The sequence below is a fragment of the Pseudoxanthomonas sp. OG2 genome, assembly GCF_014192765.1.
Taxonomy (GTDB): domain Bacteria; phylum Pseudomonadota; class Gammaproteobacteria; order Xanthomonadales; family Xanthomonadaceae; genus Pseudoxanthomonas_A; species Pseudoxanthomonas_A beigongshangi.
Genome location: NZ_JACHYM010000001.1, coordinates 2,322,298 through 2,342,931, shown reverse-complemented (window position 1 = coordinate 2,342,931; position 20,634 = coordinate 2,322,298). Strand labels below are relative to the sequence as shown.

Genomic DNA, 20,634 nt, shown 5'->3' with positions numbered 1-20,634 from the left:
AGTCGGGACTCCGGTGACATTTCGAAGTGCCGCTGCGTGGGCAGGGCACGGTGTCGCCGTCAGCAAGGTTTGAGGCAGAGATGGCCCCTCGCAGTCGCCACGGGCTCTACGACCCGAACGACGAACGCGACGCATGCGGTTTCGGCATGATCGCGCAGTTGGATGACCAGCCTTCGCGTGCGCTGGTCGACACCGCCATTGCCGCGCTTTCGCGGATGACCCATCGCGGCGGCGTCGCCGCCGACGGGCTTACCGGCGATGGCTGTGGCTTGCTGATCCGAAAACCCGATGCCTTCCTGCGCGCGCTGGCCCAGGAAGCCGGCATCACGATCGGCGCGCGCTTCGCCGCCGGGCTGGTGTTCCTGCCCCACGACGCCGCGCCGGCGGATCGATGTCGCGCCACCCTGGAAGCCGAACTGCGCCGCGTCGGCGTGATGCCGCGCGGCTGGCGCGTGCCGCCGACCGACGACAGCGTCTGCGGCGTGCTGGCCAAGGAAACCCTGCCGCGCATCGAACAGATCTTCGTCGACGCCGGCGACCAGCAGGATGACGATGCCTTCGGCCTGGCCCTGTTCCTCGCCCGCCGTCGCGGCGAACAGCAGCTGCGCAAGGACGTCTCCGACTTCTACGTGGTCACCCTGTCCCCGCACGCCATCGGCTACAAGGGCATGGTGCTGCCGGACAAGCTGCCGGTCTTCTATCCGGACCTGCAACGCAGCGACCTGGGCAGCAGCGCGGTGGTGTTCCACCAGCGCTTCTCCACCAACACCCTGCCGCGCTGGCCGCTGGCGCATCCGTTCCGGCTGCTGGCGCACAACGGCGAAATCAACACCATCGAAGGCAACCGCCGCTGGGCGCAGGCGCGCAGCAAGGTGTGGAAGACCCCGCGCTTCGACATCGCCGAATTCGATCCGGTCATTTCCATGCACGGCTCCGATTCGCAGAGCCTGGACAACATGCTGGAGCTGCTGATCGCCGGTGGCATGGATCTGCTGCAGGCGCTGCGCATCCTGGTGCCGCCGGCGACCCAGTCGCTGGAATTCAAGGACGCCGATCTGGCCGCGTTCTACGAGTTCTACGGCCTCAACACCGAGCCGTGGGACGGTCCCGCCGGCATCGTCGCCTGCGACGGCCGCTACGCCGCCTGCATGCTGGATCGCAACGGTCTGCGCCCGGCGCGCTGGATGCTGACCAGCGATCGCCATTTCCTGGTCGCCTCCGAAGCCGGCGTGTGGGAAGTGCCCGCCGAACGCGTCACCCGCAAGGGCAAGCTCGGCCCCGGCGAGATGATGGCCATCGACCTGAAGCGCGGCGACCTGCTCGACAGCGAGGCGGTGGATCGCATCAACCGCGGTCGCGCGCCATACAAGCAATGGCTGCACCATGGCGTCACCTACCTGCAGACCGAACTGATCGATCCGTCGCTCACCGACGCGCCGTTCGACGAGAAGACCCTGCGCGGCTTCCACAAGCTGTTCCAGCTGACCAGCGAGGAAGTGGAGCAGGTACTGCGCCCGCTCGCCGAGACCGAGCAGGAAGCCACCGGCTCGATGGGCGACGACACCCCGATGGCGGTGCTGAGCCGGCAGACCCGGCCGCTGTACGACTACTTCCGCCAGGGCTTCGCCCAGGTCACCAACCCGCCCATCGATCCCTTGCGCGAAGACTGCGTGATGTCGCTGGCGACCCAGCTCGGCAAGGAGACCAACATCTTCCACGCCGGCCCGGAGACGGTCAGCCACGTCATCCTCAATTCGCCGGTGCTCAGCCAGCGCAAGCTGCGCCAGCTGCTGAAGATGGATCCGTACGATCAGAAGCACCGCTACATCGACCTGTCCTACAGCGTCGAGGAAGGCCTGAAGGCGGCGATCGAGCGCATCTGCGCCGAGGTCGAGCAGGCCGCGCGCGAAGGCATGGTCATGGTGGTGCTGAGCGATCGCCGCCCGCAGCAGGGCCGGCCGATGGTGCATGCGCTGATGGCGACCGGTGCGGTCCATCACCACCTGTGCCGCGAAGGCCTGCGCTGCGACGTCAACCTGATCATCGAGACCGGCACCGCGCGCGACGCCCACCACATCGCCTGCCTGATCGGTTACGGCGCCACCGCGGTGTATCCGTACCTGGCCTACCAGACCCTGTTCGACCTGGGCCGGCGCGGCATCCTGCAACTGAAGAAGGGCGGCGAACAGGCCCAGATCGGCCGCAGCTACCGCAAGGGCATCTACAAGGGCCTGTCCAAGATCATCTCCAAGATGGGCATCTGCACCATCAGCAGCTACCGCGGCGCGCAGCTGTTCGAGATCGTCGGCCTGGATCCGGACGTGGTCGAGCTGTGCTTCGCCGACACCCCCGCGCGCATCGGCGGCGTCGGTTTCGAACGCCTGGACACCGAGGCGCGCGAACTGGAAGCGCGCGGCTGGAACGATCGCGCGCAACCGGAAATCGGCGGCCTGCTCAAGTACGTCCACGGTGGCGAATACCACATGTACAACCCGGACGTGGTGACGACGCTGCAACGCGCCACCCGCACCGGCGAGGCCGCCGACTGGCAGCAGTACGCCGACGCGGTGAACTCGCGTCCGCCCTCGGCGCTGCGCGACCTGCTGCGTCTCAAGCCCGCCGCCACCCCGACGCCGCTGTCGGAAGTGGCCGAAGCCGGCGATCTGCTGCGCCGTTTCGACACCGCCGCGATCAGCCTGGGCGCGCTGTCGCCGGAAGCGCACGAAGCGCTGGCGATCGCGATGAACCGCCTGGGCGGACGCAGCAACTCCGGCGAGGGCGGCGAGGACCCGGCGCGCTACGGGACCGAGAAGCGCAGCAAGATCAAGCAGGTCGCCTCCGGCCGTTTCGGCGTCACCCCCGAGTACCTGGTCAATGCCGAGGTGCTGCAGATCAAGGTCGCCCAGGGCGCCAAGCCCGGCGAAGGCGGCCAGTTGCCCGGCCACAAGGTCAACGAACTGATCGCCCGCCTGCGCTACGCGCGCCCGGGCATCGGCCTGATCTCGCCGCCGCCGCACCACGACATCTACTCCATCGAGGATCTGGCCCAGCTGATCTACGACCTCAAGCAGGTCAATCCGCAGGCGCTGGTCTCGGTGAAGCTGGTCTCGCACGCGGGCGTGGGCACGATTGCCGCCGGCGTGGTCAAGGCCGGCGCGGATCTGATCACCATCTCCGGCCACGACGGTGGCACCGGTGCCAGCCCGATCAGTTCGATCCGCTACGCCGGCGTGCCGTGGGAACTCGGCGTCGCGGAGGCGCACCAGGCGCTGGTCACCAACCAGCTGCGCGAGCGTACCGTGCTGCAGACCGACGGCGGCCTGAAGACCGGCCTGGACGTGGTCAAGGCGGCGCTGCTGGGCGCGGACAGCTTCGGTTTCGGCACCGGCCCGATGATCGTGCTGGGCTGCAAGTACCTGCGCATCTGCCACCTCAACAACTGCGCCACCGGCGTGGCCACGCAGGACGAACGCCTGCGCTCGCAGTACTTCACCGGCTTGCCTGAGCGCGTGGAGAACTTCTTCCGCCTGCTCAGCGAGGAAGTGCGCGAGTGGCTGTCCTACCTGGGCGCGCGTTCGCTGGACGAGATCGTCGGCCGCACCGATCTGCTGGAGCAGATCGACGCCTCGCCGCGCGCCGGCGTGCGCATCGATCTGGCCCGCCTGCTGCAGGGCGCGCAGACCGGCAGCGAAAGCTGCGCGGCCCAGCGCCTGTACGAGTCGCCCGACAGCCTGGCCACCCAGCTCGACGGCCTGCTGGCCGAACCGATCCGGCGCAAGGCCGGCGGCGAGCACCGGTTCCTGATCCACAACACCGACCGTTCGATCGGCACCCGCCTGTCCGGCGCGATCGCCCGCATGCACGGCAACCAGGGCATGGCCGACGCGCCGCTCAACCTGCGCTTCCGCGGCACCGCCGGGCAGAGCTTCGGCGCTTTCAACGCCGGTGGCTTGCAGATGGAACTGGAAGGCGAAGCCAACGACTACGTCGGCAAGGGCATGGCCGGCGGCCGGCTGGTGGTGCGTCCGCCGCGCGGCGCGCGCTTCGAAGCCCGCAATACGCCGATCATCGGCAACACCTGCCTGTACGGTGCCACCGGCGGCGAACTGTTCGCCGCGGGCCGAGCCGGCGAGCGCTTCGCGGTGCGCAACTCCGGCGCGCTGGCGGTCATCGAGGGCGCAGGCGATCACTGCTGCGAATACATGACCGACGGCATCGTGATGGTGCTGGGCCGGGTGGGCCTGAACTTCGGCGCCGGCTTCACCGGCGGCCTGGCCTACGTGCTGGATCTGGATCGCGATTTCGTCGATCGCTACAACCACGAGCTGATCGACATCCACCGGATCTCGCCGGAAGGCTTCGAGAGCCACCGCCAGCACCTGCACAAGCTGATCCAGCGCCATCGCGAACTCACCGGCAGCATCTGGGCGCAGCAGATCCTGGACGAGTTCCGCGACTACGTCGGCAAGTTCTGGTTGGTGAAGCCGAAAGCGGCCAGCCTGGAGTCGTTGACGGATTCGCTCAGGCGGGCCGCCTGAGCGACGGGATTCGGGAATCGGGATTCGGGATTTGCAGGAGCGCGATCCCCATCCACTTTCCGGGTCCCGGTTCACCTGGCTTTTGATTTCGCGAATCCCGAATCCCCATTCCCGAATCCCCACCATGAGCAAGAAAAGCGTCTTCCAGTTCCTCGAACTGCCCCGCACCATGCCGCAGCGCATTCCACTGGAACTGCGCACGTCCGGCGACTGGGGCGAACTGTACGGGAAATTCGACAAGCCCGAGGCGCAGTACCAGGCGGGGCGCTGCCTGGATTGCGGCAATCCGTATTGCAGTTGGAAATGCCCGGTGCACAACGCGATTCCGCAGTGGCTGCAACTGGTGCAGGAAAACCGCATCGAGGAAGCCGCCGCGCTCTGCCATTCAACCAACCCGCTGCCGGAAGTCTGCGGCCGCGTGTGCCCGCAGGATCGCCTGTGCGAAGGCGCCTGCACGCTGGAGGAATTCGGCGCGGTCACCATCGGCGCGGTCGAGAAGTTCATCACCGACACCGCGCTGGCCAACGGCTGGCGTCCGGACCTGAGCGACGTCAAGCCGACCGGCAAGCGGGTGGCGGTGATCGGCGCCGGTCCGGCGGGCATCGGCTGCGCGGATCGGCTGGCGCGCGCCGGCATCCACGCGGTGGTATACGACCGCTATGAACAGATCGGCGGCCTGCTGCAGTTCGGCATTCCCACCTTCAAGCTGGAGAAGAGCGTCATCGCCCGCCGCCGCGAGGTGCTGGAAGGGATGGGCGTGGAGTTCCGCCTGGGCATGGAAGTGGGCCGCGACGTGAGCCTGGAGGAACTGCTGGCCGATTACGACGCAGTGTTCCTCGGCACCGGCGCCTATCGCTACACCGATGGCGGGCTGGAAGGGCAGGATCTGGACGGCGTGCTGCCAGCACTGCCGTTCCTGGTGCAGAACGGCCGCATTGTCGGCGGCAATGATCCCTGGGGTCGACCGATCGCCGGCTGGGAAGACAAGCTGGCGCTGCCGGATCTGGCCGGCAAGCGCGTGGTGGTGCTGGGCGGCGGCGACACCGGCATGGACTGCGTGCGCAGCGCGATCCGGCTGGGCGCGGCCAAGGTCACCTGCGCCTACCGCCGCGACGAGGCCAACATGCCCGGCTCGGCGCGCGAAGTCGCCAACGCGCGCGAGGAAGGCGTGCGCTTCCTGTTCAACCGCCAGCCGCTGGCGATCCGCGGCGACGCCGACGGCAAGGTCGTCGGCGTGGAGGTCGTCGAAACGCGCCTGGGCGAGCCGGACGCGCGCGGCCGCCAGGGCGCGGTGCCGATCGAGGGCAGCGAATCGCTGCTGGAGGCCGACGTGGTGATCATCGCGTTCGGTTTCTCGCCCAGCGTGCCCGAATGGCTGGCCACGCAGGGCGTGGAAGGCACGCCGAACGGGCGCATCGTCGCCGGTGGCGGCGATCGCCTGCCGTTCCAGACCACGAACCCGAAGCTGTTCGCCGGTGGCGACGCGGTGCGCGGCGCGGATCTGGTGGTGACCGCGGTCGCCGAAGGGCGCGACGCGGCGGCAAGCATCGCGGAGATGCTGGCGGAATAGGTCTTCACACCGACCCACCACGTTCACTCGCGGGCGTTGTTGAATTGGTATGGCAATGGTGGGCCGGAGCCCACCTGTGCCGCGCACGCGGGATCGCTAGACTAGCGCTTTCCCTTCGACGCCCCGTCCATGCGCCTGGGTCTTGCCGCCAACCGCCTGCACCACCACAACGAAGACGCCGCATTGTTCCGCTGGCTGCGCGCCAGCGAGTCCGGCATCCGCGAACTGAAGCTGGGCCTGCACGCGGTCGGGCGCACCTACGACGCGATCGCCGCCGCCGGCATGCTGGCGAACTATCCGCAGCTGCGCCGCTATCCCTATGGCCGCGAAGGCGGGCTGATGAAGCTGGTCGCGGAAGTGGTCGGGCTGGAAGGCGCCGAGCGCAATCTGGATGGCGCGATCTACCTGATCGATCCGGTGGATCCTTCTTCCATCTTTCCCGAAGCGATCGCGCTCAAGCGGCAATGCGTGATCCACGGCAAGCCGTTCCTGTCGACCGTCGCCTCGGCGCGCGACTGGGTGGAGATGGAACGCATCCATGCCGGCTTCGTGCCGGATCCCGGTGCCGATCGTTTCCACGCACTGGAGGACCAGACCCTGGCGCTGATCGCACACGACGCGATGAAGCCGCAGATGCTGGCCTTCGCCGCCGAGCATTTCGATCAGCTCTCGCGCTTCGCCCACCGCGTCGCCACCGGCACCACCGGCCAACGCCTCAACGAACTGGCGTGGAGCCGCGGCTGGCCGCAGGACAAACCCTGGGCCGAGCGCTACCAGAGCGGCCCGATGGGCGGCGACGCGCAAATTGCCGATCGCGTGCTGGAGCATCGCTGCCAGCGGGTGATTTTCTTCGAGGATCCGCACGTGGCGCGCCAGCACGAAGCCGACATCCAGTTGCTGGAGCGCGCGGTCACCACCGTCACCGACGAAGCGGTGTGCATGACTTCGCCGGTGGTGGCCAGGCGCTGGCTGGCGGCGGTGGCGCTGCGCGCGACGAAACGCTGATCGCGCATCCCGGTTCGATCGCGCAGAGCGGAGCTTGCTCCGCTGTTGCGGGATCACGCTTCCTGCGAGCGCCCCCATCCCAGCCTTCCCCCGCAAGCGGGGGAAGGAGCCAAAGCGGCTGCGCTCCATCTCCATATCACCACCCGGACACAACCCCCTCCCCCGCTCGCGGGGGAGGGCTGGGGTGGGGGCCAGCCGTACAAATTCCACCCCTCAGCAACCCAACACAACCGCACTACCACCTTCCCCACCCGCAAAGTGAAACGAACCAGGAACCCGGCACCCATTTCCACCTGCCCAACCACTCCACACCTTCTTCCCCCCGCATCCCTGGGCGACAATGCCCCGGTTCCGTTGAGCGGCATCTCCATGTCCAACGCTTCCCCGCCGCGCCACCTGTTGCGCGATCTTTCCCTGTCCGCCATCGCCGCCGGTTTCGTCACCGTGCTGGTGGGCTTCGCCAGTTCGGCCGTTATCGTCTTCCAGGCCGCGCAGTCGCTGGGCGCGTCGCCGGAGGAAATCAGTTCGTGGATGTGGGCCCTCGGCCTGGGCATGGGCCTGACCTGCATCGGCCTGTCGCTGCGCTACCGCATGCCGGTGGTGACCGCGTGGTCCACGCCCGGCGCGGCGATGTTGATCAGCAGCGCGGCGGGATTGCCGCTGTCCGATGCCATCGGCGCGTTCCTGATCTCGGCGGGGCTGATCACCGTCGCCGGTTTCTCCGGCCTGTTCGAGAAGACCATCAGCCGCATCCCGGTGCCGCTGGCCTCGGGCATGCTGGCCGGCGTGCTGCTGCGTTTCGGCCTGGACGCCTTCGTCGCCATGAAGACCCAGCTGGGCATGGCGCTGACCATGTTCGTGGTCTACCTGCTCGCGCGCCGGCTGCTGCCGCGCTACGCGGTGATCCTCACCCTGCTGGTCGGCATCGCCTTCGCCGCCGGGCTCGGCCAGCTGAAGACCGACGGGCTGAGTTGGGAACTGGCGAAGCCGATCTTCATCTTCCCGAGCTTCTCGCTGCCCGCGCTGTTCGGTATCGCGCTGCCGCTGTTCGTGGTGACGATGGCGTCTCAGAACGTGCCGGGCGTGGCGGTGATCCGCGCCTCCGGCTATGCGATTCCGATCTCGCCGGCAGTGGGTTGGACCGGCGTGGCGAACCTGCTGCTGGCACCGTTCGGCGCGTTCGCGCTGAACCTGGCCGCGATCACCGCCGCGATCTGCATGGGCCGCGAAGCCCACGAGGATCCGGATCGGCGCTACGTCGCGGCAATCGCGGCGGGCGTGTTCTACGTGCTGGTCGGCATCTTCGGCGCCACCGTGGCCGCGCTGTTCGCCGCGTTCCCGAAGGAACTGATCATGGCAATCGCCGGCATCGCCCTGCTGGGCACGATCGGCAACAGCCTGTCGGCGGCACTGCGCGAGGAATCGCATCGTGAACCCGCGTTGATCACCTTCCTGGTGACGGCTTCGGGCCTGACCATCGCGGGCATCGGATCGGCGTTCTGGGGTTTGATCGCCGGCGTCGTGACGCTGTTGATCTGGCGACGCGGATAGAACGCCGCGCTCACGCGGTTTTCATTTCGCCGAACGGTTCACGCCGTCTTTCCAGCGGGTTCATCCGCCGGTGAAGTCGACGGCGGCAGGATTGGGTTCCCTCCCGACAGGAGCGAACCATGCAGACGCTTTCCTTCATCCGCCCTTCCCGCAAGCTCTGGTTGTTGTCGCTGGCATTGGCCGCCACGCCGCTGCTGGCGCAGGCGCAAACCCAGCAGGCGCAGGATCCCGCCAAGGCCGCGATGACCGAACCGCAGGTACGGGCGCTGCTGACCGAGAAAGGCTATACCCGCATGGACGATCTCGATTTCGAGGACGGCATGTGGGAGACCGACGCCACCAGTGCGGACGGCAATCGCGTCGACGTGCGCGTGAATCCGGCCAACGGCGACATCAAGGCCGAGGCGCTGGTGTCCAACTTCAGCGAGAACGACATCAAGGCGAAACTGGCCGCCGCCGGCTACTCCAAGGTGCATGACGTCGATTTCGACGACGGCATGTGGAAGGCCGAGGCCGAGCGCGCCGACGGCAATGACGTTGAGATCCATCTGGACGCCACCAGCGGCGCGATCGTCCACGTCGAAAACGACTGACGCGGCATCGCCGGCCTACGCCCCGAATGAAGTCTCTCTCCCGTCCGGGGCGTGGTCGGCGGTGGAGGGAGGTGGCCTCCGGCCTGCGCGCCGGCAGGCCGCCTCCCGGCGCGGAATGTGCTCGCCGGACGACGCGCCTCAGTCGTCCTTTTTCTTCGCCCCGCTCAGATCCAGCGGCTGGCTGCTCTTCTCATCCTGCGACCAGCGCACGCCACTGGTGCGTTCGCAGTCCTTCGACACCGGATCATTCGGATTGTCCGGGCGGCCGGCGCACAACGGATTCATGTCCACCGCCGCGTTGGTGTCGTAGTACTCGGGCTGGCTTGCGCAACCGGCCAGTACCACTGCAAAGACAAGCAATATCGTTCCACGCATGGGTCACCTCACCGTATGTCTCCGGCGCGAGCATCTCCCATCACGGGCACGGCGAACAGTGCCGGAGGTTGAGTCCCTCGGCGGGTCCGGATGATCAGGCGTGCGATACCGGCGCCGGCCGGGCGAAACGCCACCCCACCAGCAGGCCGATGAAAAGCAGCAGCGACGCCAGCATCCACGGTGCGCCCGGCAGGTGCGCCGGCGCGTTCTTGCCGATGAACAGGGCGAAGGTGCTGGCGTACATCATCGGGCCCGCGATGCCGGCCAGGCTGACCAGGCTCATCAGCGCGCCCTGGATGCGGCCCTGCACTTCCGGACCGACCTGGCGCGTGATCAACGCCTGGGTGGCCGGCCCGGCCAGTCCCCACAGTGCGCTGATCGGCAGGCCGACCAGGAACATCCAACCCGCTTCGGCCAGCCCATAGATGAAGAAACCGGCCACGCCGCAGGCCAGGCCGAACAATAGCGTGCGGCGCTCGCCCAACTTCGGCACGATCCGTCCGACCAGCCCCGCCTGCACGATCACGCTGAACACGCCGACGATCGCCAGCACCCAGGCCACCTGCCTTTCATTCCACTTGTACTGGTACTCGGCGAACAGCACGAAGATGCTCGGGTACACGTAGTGGGCGAGGTTGGCGATCAGCACCACCGCTGCCAGGCCAAACACCTGCGGGTAGCGCTTCAGCAGCACCAGCGAACCGATCGGATTGGCATGCGACCAGTCGAACCGGGGCGTGCGTCTTTCCTTCGGCAACGACTCCGGCAGCACGAACCAGCCGTACAGGAAATTCAGCAGCGCCAGCCCGGCCGAGAACCAGAACGGCAGGCGCAGATCGATCGCCCCCAGCTGGCCACCGATGATTGGACCAATGATGAAGCCCACGCCGAACGCCGCACCGATCATGCCGAACGCCTGCGCGCGCTTCTCCGGCGGAGTGATGTCGGCGATGTAGGCGTTGGCGGTGGTGAAGCTGGCCGAGAACACGCCCGAGAAAATGCGCGCGATCAGCAGCCACGGCAGCGACTGCGCCAGCGCCATCAGCAGGAAGTCCGCGCCCAGCCCGAGGCAGGACAGCAGGATCACCGGGCGGCGGCCGAAACGATCCGACAGCGCGCCCTGGATCGGCGAGGACACGAACTGGATGATCGCGAACAGGGTGCCGAAGATGCCGACCCACCAGGCCGCCTTGGCGAAGTCGCCACCGACGAACTCGCGCACCAGGCCGGGCAGCACGGGAATGATCACGCCGAACGACAGGATGTCGATCAGGACGGTGACGAAAATGAAGATCAGCGCGGCGCGGCGGCCGCTGACAGGCGGGGCATCGGTCACGGGATACGCACGGCGGAAAAAAGGTGCCGCAGTGTAGTGGATCTCTCGTCTACAAAGGTGAGACGGACAGGCGCTGCCCCAGTCGATGTTCCGCACCCGGCGCCAGACGGACGACATCGGCGCCGGCGTTGGCGGTTTCCACGCACAGGAATTCCCGCCAGCCCTGCGCCGGCAGGTCGGCGATGGCGGCGGTCCCGGCCTCGCCGGGATTCCAGATCACCAGCGACCGGCTGCCCCGGGTTTCCAGCGCGATGCGGCGCCGGCCAACCGGATCGGTCAGGGTGAAGCGCGCGCTGGCATCGGCGTAGATGCGGTCGCTGCGCCCGGGATCACGCGGTTCGTCCAGCCGCCAGTCGCCGGCCTGAGCGTGCTCGTTGCCATCGAACTTGTCGGCGTACCGCAGGCCATCCACGCCGGAAACGGACACCTGCCGCACATCGCCCACCGCGAAGTAGCTGTGCAGCGCCTGGGTGAAGGCGATATTCGCGTCACCGTCATGGGTGGTGATGAGCGTCTGCTCCAGCACGGCGCCGATGCGCAGCCGCTGGCGCAGGCGCAAGGGCGTGCGCGGATCCGGCGGCAACGCCAGATCCAGCACCACCGCGTCGTCCTCTTCCACCGCGTCGACGAACTGCCAGGCCGAGATGCGCGCATGGCCATGCTGCGGCGCGTCGGCGGGTTGCCCGTCGCGACCGAAGTAAGGCCAGCACACCGGCACGCCGCCGCGGATCGCCTGCGGTGGCCGGCGCGTGGTCGGCGAGCACCACAGCACCTCGTCGAAGCCCGCCGGCTGCCAGGCCAGCAACTGTCCACCATGGACGCTGACCGCCGCGCGCACGGCGGACGTGTCGATCCGCCAGGCGGGAATGCCGTTGAAGTCGCCGAGGTGGATGGAAGCGGGCGTCGAGGTCATGGTGGACTCTTGGGCGGTGCGACCGGCGGGCCGGCGCGTTCGAGGGCGGTCAGGATTTTCTGCCCGGCGCGGCCATCGGCGGGCAGCAGACCGAGGGCCTGCTGTTCGGCCTGGATGGCGCGGCGGGTATTGGTGCCGATCATGCCATCGGCCGCGCCGATCGCGTGGCCGCGTGCCAGCAGCAACATCTGCAACTGCTTGCGCTGCACGCGCGACAGGCCGGGATCGTCGGTGGGCCACGGGGTCAGCAGGCCGGTGCCACCGCGCAAGCGATCGGACAGCAGCGCAATCGCCAACGCATAGCTTTCGGCGGCGTTGTAGGCGTAGATCGCATCGTAGTTGCGGAACACCAGGAAGGCCGGACCCTGCGCACCGGTCGGCAACAGCAATGCCGCAGGCGTATCCGCCGTGATCAACGCTCCGCCATCGGCGCGGGCGACGCCTCGCGCCAGCCAGTCCGACAGTGGCCGCCGCTTCGTGCGGCCCGCCAGCGAGACATCGAAACCCGGCGGCAGCTTCACCTCGTAGCCCCACGGCTCGCCGCTGCGCCAGCCCGCGCGTTGCAGATAGGCCGCGGTGGAACCCAGCGCGTCGGGAATGCTGTCGACCAGATCGCGCCGGCCATCGCCATCCTGATCCACCGCGATGCGCGCATAGGTCGAGGGCATGAACTGGGTATGCCCGAACGCCCCCGCCCAGGAACCGGTCAGGTTCGGATCCCGCAGATCGCCGGATTCCAGCAGGCCGAGCAGCGACAGCAACTCGCCGCGGAAGAACGACTGCCGGCGGCCGAAGCAGGACAGGGTGGACAGCGAAACGAGCAGCGGTCGCTTGCCCGACACCCGGCCGTAGTCGCTCTCAACGCCCCATACCGCCACCACCGTCGCCGGATCCACGCCCGACTGCGTGCCCACCGTGGCGAGCAGATCGCGATGCAGATCGAGCTGGGCCCGGCCATCGGCCACGCGCTGGTCGTCGACCAGCCCGGCGAGATAGTCCCATAGCGGCGTGGTGAACTCCGGCTGCGCATCCAGCAGATCCAGCACGGACAGATCCGGCGCCAGATCGGCGGTCAGCCGATCAAAGCTGTCCGCCGTGATTCCGCGTGCCGCGGCCAACGGCCGGATCTTCGCCAGGCAAGCGTCGAATACCGGGTCCCGCCGCACCGGCACGGGAGGCGCGGCGGGCGGTGAAGGCGCGGACGTCGATTGCGCCGGCGGACCCACCGGTGGCGCGGGGGGTGGAAGCGGCGGCGGATCCTGCGGCGCCAGCAGCGCCCACAGCAGCAGCGGTTTCATCGGCGGGCCTCCCTGGCCAGTGGGGAACCCTACTCTGCCCTGCCCGTTGTCGATTGGCGACCACATGCCTGAACGGCGCGCTGTGCCGCACCCGACGCCCCGGCTCAGCGGTGATCGCCGTCCACGTAGAACCAGCGGCCATCCCTTTGCACGAAACGACTGAGCTCATGCAGACGCACCGCCGCGCCGCCACCCACGCGATAGCGCGCGACGAATTCGACTTCGGCGGTGCGTTCCCCGGCGGCGTTCTCGCCGGTCAGGCGATGCTGTTTCACCGTCAGGCCCAGCCATTGGGTGCGCACGCCGCCGGGCGCGTCCAGTCCGAGGTCCGGCGGGCACGTCGCCGGATCCCAGCTCGCGCGCAGGTAGGCTTCATCGCCGCGCACGAACGCGCTGTAACGCGAACGCATCAACGCTTCGGCGTCAGGCGCGGCTTCACCAGCATGGTATCGGCCGCAGCAGGCGGCATGGGCGGTGCCGGAGCCGCAGGGACAGGCATCGGGAACGGGTTTCATCCGCGCCATCATCGCAGCGGCGCGGCATCCATGCACGCGCCACCGGTGTCGCGCGCCCTACCTTGCCAGCGTCGGGTTCTGCGCAACCGCGCAGTCACGCAGACGGGCGGCATTGGCTTCGTCGCCCGCGTCGTCGAGAAGATTCGCCAGATCCATCTGCGCGGCCGGATCCCCCAGCCACGCCGCATGCCGGCGCAGGCCCTCGACCAATGCACTAGCGCCACCGGAGCCGCCGTCATACCCGGACGTCGCCGCCAGCAGCGTGGCGAGCTTGTTGTAGCCGGCGGGAACCTCCTGTTTCAGCAGCCAGGCCACGACCACCTGGGCCGATTCGAAATCCTCGTCCGCCAGCATCGCGTCGAACAGGCCCGCGGCGGCGCGCCAGTTGCCGCCGCGTGCGGCCTGCGCGTATGCGGCGACCGCGCCGGGCTCATCATCCAGCATCGCCTGGCGCGGCAACGCGTCCTGCGAGGGCGCGGTGGCCACGGCGAGCTTGAGCCGGCCACAGGAAAACGCATCCGGACCGGCGCGCCCCGCGTCCGTCGCCAGCCAGCGCCGATGCGCGGCCAGCGAGTTTTCCAGGATGCGCGGCACCTGCTTGAGGCCGACACGCTCGCTCGCCCAGGCGACGCGTGTCTCGCGGTTCTGCTGGCGCACCGCGTCCTGTCGTTCGAAGGTCTCGGCCTGTTCGCGCTGCCACGCCGAATCCTCGCGCGGGCGGATGGTCACGCAACCTTCGAACCGGGCCGCCGGCAACGGCCAGCAGTGCGCCGGCACCTTCACCGGAAAGCGGCCCCAGATCATCTCCAGCACGTAGTCCTCGTGACCCTCGCGCGGCGCCACCGTGACCCGCGCGGCCGTGTCGCTGAGGCCCTTGCGGATCACCGTGCCATCGGGCAGTTGCCACTGGTAGGGCTCATCGGCCAGCCGCGCTTCCAGTTGCAGGTAGGGCTCATCGGCGGCCATCGCGGCCCCTGTCCCTCCCAGCAGACCCAGTCCGCAGGCCAGAAGGCGCAAGATGCGAGCCGGCTTGGCATGACGCCATGGCATCGGCATTTCCTGAAAACAAAGCGCCATTGTGCGGGCGCCACGCCCGGTTCGAGTCGATGGACTCTTCAATGTCACGCGCCGCATCTGAAAATCACGCCCGCAGGGCCGAATCCGCTCAACCGTCGTAGGAACGGCAACCCCAGCGGAACGCGTAGGCGGCAGCTTCGATGCCGCGCCCGATCACCAGACGCGGTGCGGTCGCATCCACGCCGGAACGCAGCGGCTTGACACGGCTGTATTGCACGTCCAGTTCGCCGAAACCGTCAATCGCCGCCCGCTCTGGTGCGTGCGGCGTGGCTTGCACACGACGGACGAAATCCTCCATGTCGCCGCGCGCCTGCGCGATCACCGCCACACCGCTGTCGCCGCGCACGACGATGGCGGGAATCTCGGTGCCGTCGATCTTCAACGGTTCGCGGAACCGGTACAGCAGGTCGATGATCTCGCCAGGCGCGCGGTCGGTGATTTCGACGCCGGACGCGCGCAAGCGTTCGGCCAATGCCGGATCACGCCCATCCGGGAAATCGGTGCGGCAATGCAGCGCGTCGGCGAACAGCGCCGTCACGTCCAGCGGTCCCGCCGGAGTCACCGGTCCGGATGACGTGGGAGAAGCGCAGGCCGCCAGCAACACCGGCAGCAGGCATGCCAGCAGGCGAAAACGAATGGATACGGGGTGGATCATGCGACAGCCCTCCGATGGCACTGCGTGGGGATCATGTCCGCGCGCCTCGCGGCAGGCCGGCCTCGCGAACCTGTCCGGGCCAGCCCGCGACACAGCCGCGCGCAACTGGCCGGCGGCACTCAGCGGCGGCCGCCGGTCTCGATGAAACGCAGGAATTCGGCGCGGGTGCGCGCGTCCTCGCGGAACTCGCCCAGCATCTTGGAGGTGACCATGCTGACGCCACGTTTGTGCACGCCGCGTGTGGTCATGCACTCGTGCGCGCCGTCGATCACCACGCCGACGCCGCGCGGTTGCAGCACGTCCTGGATGCACTGCGCGATCTGCGCGGTCAGCTTCTCCTGCACCTGGAAGCGGCGCGCGTACACGTCCACCACCCGCGCCAGCTTGCTGATGCCGACCACCTTGCCGTTGGGCAGGTAACCCACGTGCGCCTTGCCGATGATCGGCGCCATGTGGTGTTCGCAATGGCTCTCGAACTCGATGTCGCGCAGCACGATCATCTCGTCGTAACCGGCCACTTCCTCGAAGGTGCGCGCCAGATACTCGCGCGGATCCATCCGGTAGCCGCTGAACCAGTCGCGATACGCCTTGGCCACCCGCTTGGGCGTGTCCAGCAGGCCCTCGCGCGCCGGATCCTCGCCGGCCCACTCCAGCAGCACGCGGACCGCGTCCTCGGCCTGCTCCTGGCTGACCTTGCCGGGCTTGTCGTCGGAATGGCTCATGGCATCGAAAACCTGCTTGCGGGGGTGGAGATCCTACCGCATTGGGGCGGATTCCGTTTCTCGCAGCCTGACCAAACGCTATGAACAGATGTCCTCAGCCATGGCCTGGACTGAAGGCACCCGTCGCTGGGGAAGTGGGTTCCGAAAGTTCGTCATGCAGTGATTCGAGAATCGCCGCAATGGTGTCCGGGGCCGCATGGCCATACCGCTCCTGAAGGGCATTGGCGATATGCCGGATGGTGTCCGCAAGGAAGACACCCCAGGCAGAGGCTTCGTCGCGGCCATTGTCCTGCCACATGCCGATCTTGATCGTGCAGTGCTGGCCTTTCTCCGCGATCCATGCGCTCAGCATCTGTATGGAGTTCTCGTCACGCTGGGCCGCGGGTGGGATGACCAGTGCCTTCATCGTCTTTCCTCTTGATGGATTTTCGTCATGGCGTGATGCCAATCGGGATGAACATGTTGTCAGGGAGTCAGTTCATTCGACCGTCGATGAGTCGCGGCTTGATTCATCGGCTGGCCTGTGTTTCTCACGAAGGCACACCCAACACCACCGTCGCCCGCAAACCACCCCCTTCCCGGTTTCCGAGTTGCACCTGGCCGCCCAGCGCGCGCGCGAGTTGCTGGGCGATGGCCAGGCCCAGGCCGGTGCCGCCGGTGGCGCGGCCGCGCGAGGGTTCGAGTCGCTGGAAGGGTTCCAGCACGAGGTCGAGCTTGTCCTCCGGAATGCCGGGGCCGCGATCGAGCACGTCGATGCATACGCGCCCCGCGTCATCCAACCGCAGTCGCGTTTCCGCGCCGCCGGCATACGCCAGCGCGTTGTCGATCAGGTTCTGCACCACGCGGCGCAGCACCTGCGGATGGGTTTTCAACGACGCGCTGTCGCCTTCCAGGCGTTGCACGGGCTTGCCCATGTCCTGGTAGTCGCCCACCAGGCTGTCCAGGAACGCGCCCACGTCCAGCCGCACCGCGGGCCCGGTGGCGACATTGGCGCCGCGCGCGTAGTTGACGCCTTCGCGCACCAGCTGACTGATCTGATCCACGTCCTCGAGCAGGCGGATCTGCGACGGACTTTCGTCCATCGCTTCCAGGCGCAGCCGCATGCGCGTGATCGGGGTCTGCAGATCATGGGAGATGGCGGCCAGGATCTGGGTGCGCTCGGACACGTGCGCGGCCACCCTCGATTGCAGGACGTTGAGCGCGCGAGCCGCCTTGGCCACTTCCGCCGGACCTTCCTGCGATACCGGTTCGGGCGGTCCGGCGGGATCCATGCCCTCGGCGGCGGCGGCCAGGCGGGCCAGCGGACGCGTCGCCAGGCGCACCGCGATCCAGGCGCAGCCCAGCAGCAGAAACACCTGCGCCGCTAGCACCCACGGCAACCAGCGTGCGATCGGCATCAGCGACGGGGTGACTTCGATGGTCAGCGGCTGCCCGTCCGCCAGGGTCAGTTCCACCTCGTAGCGCTCGGGTGAACTCGACACCGCGCGCGGGCGCAGGGCATAGCGGTGCATCAGCACATCGTCGATGGCGGCGGTGACCTGCCGCGCGCGATCGTTGGCCAGCGGCGTGCCGGGCTGCGCCGGGCGCAGCAGGTAGCGATAGGTGCGACGCTCCAGCCGGGGCACCCAGCGCGCGCGTTCGGCCGGCGACAGGCGTTCCAGCAGCGCCACGCTCAACGGAATGTCCTGCTCCAGGCTGGTCAGCATCATCGAGCGCGTCGCGGCGGCGCGCTCGTAGAACAGCAGGGCGAAGGACAGCGCATGCGCCAGCAGCAGGCCGGTGGCGAGTATCAGCAGCACCCGCGCGCCCAGCGTGCGCGGCAGCCAGCGCCCGGCGCGCGATGGCAAGGGTGATGGCGAGGGCGTATTCATGATTCCTCGCCAACCAGCACGACCGGCTGGCTGAAGACGTAGCCTTCGTTGCGCACGGTCTTGATGTAGGTCTGCTCGCGCGCGCCGTCGCCCAGGCGTTGGCGCAGGCGACTGACCAGCAGATCGATGGAGCGATCGAACAGTTCCGCATCGCGGCCCTGGGTGAGGTTGAGCAGCTGGTCGCGGCTGAGCACGCGCTGCGGATGATCGATGAAGACCCGCAGCAGCCGGAACTCGGCACCGCTGAGCGGGTAGGCGGTGTCGTCGGCGTCGAGCAGGTGGCGCGCGGTGGTATCCAGTCGCCACTGGCCGAAACCGATCAGGCGGCTGGCCTCGCTGACCTGAAGATTGGGCGGCAGCATCCGCGCGCGGCGGATCACCGCGTTGATGCGCGCCAGCAGCTCGCGCGAGGAGAACGGCTTGGTGACGTAGTCGTCAGCACCCATCTCCAGCCCGATGATGCGGTCGGTCTCGTCGTCGCGCGCGGTCAGCAGCACCACCGGCACCGTGCGGTGCTTGCCGGCGCGCAGGTTGCGGCACAGCGACAGGCCGTCCTCGCCGGGCATCATCACGTCCAGCACGATCAGGTCGATGTCGCTGGTGTCCAGGGTGGCGCGCATCTCGCGCCCGTCGGCGGCCAGGCTGACCCGCAGGCCGTTGCGGCGCAGGTAGTCCCCCACCATCTGGCGGATCTCGCGGTCGTCGTCGACCACCAGGACATGATCGGTGTGGGATGACATGCGTCTTCTGCTCCGGAAATCCGGCTACGGGGGCCGGTGGTTCTATGTGGATGTCGAATGTTAGCGCCTGACCGTGTGCCGGTTCCTTCAAAGCGGGCACACGGCGGGCAATGCGATGCGGTTCAGTGGCCGCCGGTGGCTTGCGCGGACGGCAGGCCGCTGGCTTCGAGGATGGCCTCGCTCACCGCGTCCGGCGCCGACAACGGCGACACGTGGCCGGCATCGGTCGCACGCAGATGGGCGCCGATGCGCTGCGCGGTGGCGGCCTGCAACTCCGGCGACAGCATGCGGTCGTTGCGCGAGAGCACGTACCAGCTCGGGTGCGATTTCCACGCGGCGGTCGTCACCGCCTCGCCCAGTGCGCTGGCCTTGAGCGGCAACTGGTGCGCTTCGACCTGGCGCAATTCTTCCGGCGCCACGTCCTGGGCGAAATCGCTGGCCAGCGTGGCCGGCGAGAGTGACAGCCAGCCGTCGCGCTCCTGCAACTGTTGCAGGCCCGGAGCGACCGGGAAACCTTCGCCCTGCTGGGCGGAAGTCTGGCCCGCATCCGGTGCGAACGCCGCCACGTAGACCAGGCCGGAGACCTTGGGATCGTCGCCGGCTTCGGTGATCACCGTGCCGCCCCAGGAATGGCCGACCAGCACCACCTTGCCCGGCGCGGCGGCGATCGCCTTGCGGGTGGCGGCCACGTCGTCGCCCAGCGAACTCAATGGATTGTCCACCGCCACCACCGGCACGCCGCGCTGGCGCAGGCGTTCGGCCACCTTGTCCCAGCTGGAGGCGTCGGCGAAGGCGCCGTGGACGAGGATGACGGTGGGCGCCTGCGCATCCGCGCGCGGCGCGGCGGTGGCGGGCAGGGCGGCGGACAGGGCCGCCAGCGACAGGCTCAGGGAAAGCGATAGCGAACGCAGCATGGGAACACTCCTCGGGTTGGGGTGCGCCATTGCACCGCCGCGCTGTATCCGCCGGGTGTCGGCCGCCGGCCGCTTTGTATCCGAATGTATCGACCGCCGGTTTTCCCCGGCTTGGCTGACAAATGCGGGCTTGCGGGGACACGTCGCCGATACGCCCGGGGCGTGCAATGGCCCCATCGCCGACGGGGCCTCCGCCGGCTCCCCACGAGGACACGCACATGAGCCAAGACCTTTCGACTTCGAACAGGACCGCGCTGGTATTCGGCGGATCCCGCGGCATCGGCGCCGCGATCGCCCGCCGGCTGGCACGCGAGGGCCATGCGGTGGCGCTGACCTATGCCTCGCGCGCCGACAAGGCGGCCGAGGTGGTCGCCGACATCCGGGCCGCCGGTGGCCAGGCCATCGCGATACAGGCCGACAGCGCCGACCCGCATGCGGTCACCGCGGCGGTGGCCGATGCCACCGCACGCCTCGGCCCGCTGCAGGTCGCGGTGATCAATGCCGGCGTCTACCGCGGCAGTCCGCTGGATCGGTTTCCGCTGGAGATGCTGGACCAGATGCTGGCGATCAACATCCGTGGCGTGTTCCTGGCCATCCAGGCCGCTGCGGCACAAATGGTGGACGGCGGTCGCGTCATCACCATCGGCAGCAACACCGCCGTGCGCGGCGGTGTGGTCGGCAGCAGCGTGTACGCGATGAGCAAGGCCGCGGTGGCCACATTGGTGCGCGAACTGGCGCTGGATCTGGCACCGCGCCGGATCACCATCAACAACATCCAGCCCGGTCCGATCGACACCGACATCACCACCGGGACCGTCGACATGCTGGCCGATCGCAATCCGCTCAAGCGGATCGGCCACCCCGACGAAGTCGCCGCGCTCGCCGCCTATCTGGCCGGCGACGAGGCCGGCTACATGACCGGCGCCAGCCTGACCCTCGACGGCGGCTTCTCGATCTAGTC

At 68.3% G+C, this 20,634-nt stretch carries 18 protein-coding genes; 6 read left to right on the top strand and 12 right to left on the bottom strand.

Translation table 11 applies throughout. From position 1 onward, the window contains the following. The first annotated feature begins 80 nt into the window (after positions 1-80). From gltB to FHW78_RS10765, 5 genes are all read left to right on the top strand, one after another. The gene (gene gltB, locus FHW78_RS10785; RefSeq protein WP_183640040.1) at positions 81-4,538 is read left to right on the top strand and encodes a glutamate synthase large subunit; all 4,458 of its coding nucleotides are present in this window, start codon (positions 81-83) and stop codon (positions 4,536-4,538) included. A 124-nt stretch (positions 4,539-4,662) separates the two neighbouring features. Beyond that, on the top strand, positions 4,663-6,108 hold the full coding sequence (locus FHW78_RS10780; protein ID WP_183640038.1) for an FAD-dependent oxidoreductase: 1,446 nt from the start codon (positions 4,663-4,665) through the stop codon (positions 6,106-6,108). A 129-nt stretch (positions 6,109-6,237) separates the two neighbouring features. After that, positions 6,238-7,113: a methylglyoxal synthase gene (locus FHW78_RS10775; RefSeq protein WP_183640036.1), complete on the top strand. Its 876-nt coding sequence runs from the start codon at positions 6,238-6,240 to the stop codon at positions 7,111-7,113. 369 nt (positions 7,114-7,482) lie between these two features. Further along, complete coding sequence (locus FHW78_RS10770) at positions 7,483-8,664, top strand: benzoate/H(+) symporter BenE family transporter (RefSeq protein ID WP_183640034.1); 1,182 nt, start codon at positions 7,483-7,485, stop codon at positions 8,662-8,664. A gap of 119 nt (positions 8,665-8,783) precedes the next feature. Then, a complete protein-coding gene (locus FHW78_RS10765) occupies positions 8,784-9,257 on the top strand; it encodes a PepSY domain-containing protein (protein ID WP_183640032.1) in 474 nt (157 codons plus the stop codon). A 138-nt stretch (positions 9,258-9,395) separates the two neighbouring features. Here FHW78_RS10765 and FHW78_RS10760 read toward each other — a convergent pair whose 3' ends face one another. The 12 genes from FHW78_RS10760 to FHW78_RS10705 all read right to left on the bottom strand — a co-directional run bounded on the left by FHW78_RS10760 (position 9,396) and on the right by FHW78_RS10705 (position 19,673). After that, on the bottom strand, positions 9,396-9,632 hold the full coding sequence (locus FHW78_RS10760) for a hypothetical protein (protein WP_183640030.1): 237 nt from the start codon (positions 9,630-9,632) through the stop codon (positions 9,396-9,398). A gap of 94 nt (positions 9,633-9,726) precedes the next feature. Next, positions 9,727-10,968 carry a TCR/Tet family MFS transporter gene (locus FHW78_RS10755; RefSeq protein WP_343205554.1) on the bottom strand — a complete coding sequence of 414 codons (1,242 nt, stop codon included), beginning with the start codon at positions 10,966-10,968 and terminating at the stop codon, positions 9,727-9,729. A gap of 49 nt (positions 10,969-11,017) precedes the next feature. Next, a complete protein-coding gene (locus FHW78_RS10750) occupies positions 11,018-11,881 on the bottom strand; it encodes a D-hexose-6-phosphate mutarotase (protein WP_183640026.1) in 864 nt (287 codons plus the stop codon). Next, positions 11,878-13,179: a lytic murein transglycosylase gene (locus FHW78_RS10745; RefSeq protein ID WP_183640024.1), complete on the bottom strand. Its 1,302-nt coding sequence runs from the start codon at positions 13,177-13,179 to the stop codon at positions 11,878-11,880. The genes FHW78_RS10750 and FHW78_RS10745 overlap by 4 nt, the downstream gene beginning before the upstream one ends. Positions 13,180-13,283: 104 nt before the next feature. After that, positions 13,284-13,703 (bottom strand): YchJ family metal-binding protein, encoded by a 420-nt coding sequence (locus FHW78_RS10740; RefSeq protein WP_183640021.1) that lies wholly within the window; start codon positions 13,701-13,703, stop codon positions 13,284-13,286. 48 nt (positions 13,704-13,751) lie between these two features. Then, the gene (locus FHW78_RS10735) at positions 13,752-14,744 is read right to left on the bottom strand and encodes a hypothetical protein (protein ID WP_183640019.1); all 993 of its coding nucleotides are present in this window, start codon (positions 14,742-14,744) and stop codon (positions 13,752-13,754) included. 115 nt (positions 14,745-14,859) lie between these two features. Further along, a complete protein-coding gene (locus tag FHW78_RS10730) occupies positions 14,860-15,426 on the bottom strand; it encodes a hypothetical protein (RefSeq protein ID WP_183640017.1) in 567 nt (188 codons plus the stop codon). Positions 15,427-15,545: 119 nt separating this feature from the next. Then, a complete protein-coding gene (gene folE / locus FHW78_RS10725) occupies positions 15,546-16,148 on the bottom strand; it encodes a GTP cyclohydrolase I FolE (RefSeq protein WP_141454851.1) in 603 nt (200 codons plus the stop codon). A gap of 94 nt (positions 16,149-16,242) precedes the next feature. Then, positions 16,243-16,554 (bottom strand): DUF5076 domain-containing protein, encoded by a 312-nt coding sequence (locus tag FHW78_RS10720; RefSeq protein WP_183640015.1) that lies wholly within the window; start codon positions 16,552-16,554, stop codon positions 16,243-16,245. Between the two features lie 124 nt (positions 16,555-16,678). Next, the gene (locus FHW78_RS10715) at positions 16,679-18,019 is read right to left on the bottom strand and encodes a HAMP domain-containing sensor histidine kinase (RefSeq protein WP_183640013.1); all 1,341 of its coding nucleotides are present in this window, start codon (positions 18,017-18,019) and stop codon (positions 16,679-16,681) included. Next, positions 18,016-18,759: a response regulator gene (locus FHW78_RS10710; protein ID WP_141454854.1), complete on the bottom strand. Its 744-nt coding sequence runs from the start codon at positions 18,757-18,759 to the stop codon at positions 18,016-18,018. Before FHW78_RS10710 ends, FHW78_RS10715 begins: the two co-directional genes overlap by 4 nt. Positions 18,760-18,881: 122 nt before the next feature. Beyond that, entirely contained in the window at positions 18,882-19,673 is a 792-nt protein-coding gene (locus FHW78_RS10705; protein WP_183640010.1) for an alpha/beta hydrolase, read from the bottom strand. A gap of 218 nt (positions 19,674-19,891) precedes the next feature. Between FHW78_RS10705 and FHW78_RS10700 the strand changes: the two genes are divergently transcribed. Then, positions 19,892-20,632 (top strand): SDR family oxidoreductase, encoded by a 741-nt coding sequence (locus FHW78_RS10700; RefSeq protein ID WP_183640008.1) that lies wholly within the window; start codon positions 19,892-19,894, stop codon positions 20,630-20,632. Positions 20,633-20,634: the final 2 nt, after the last annotated feature.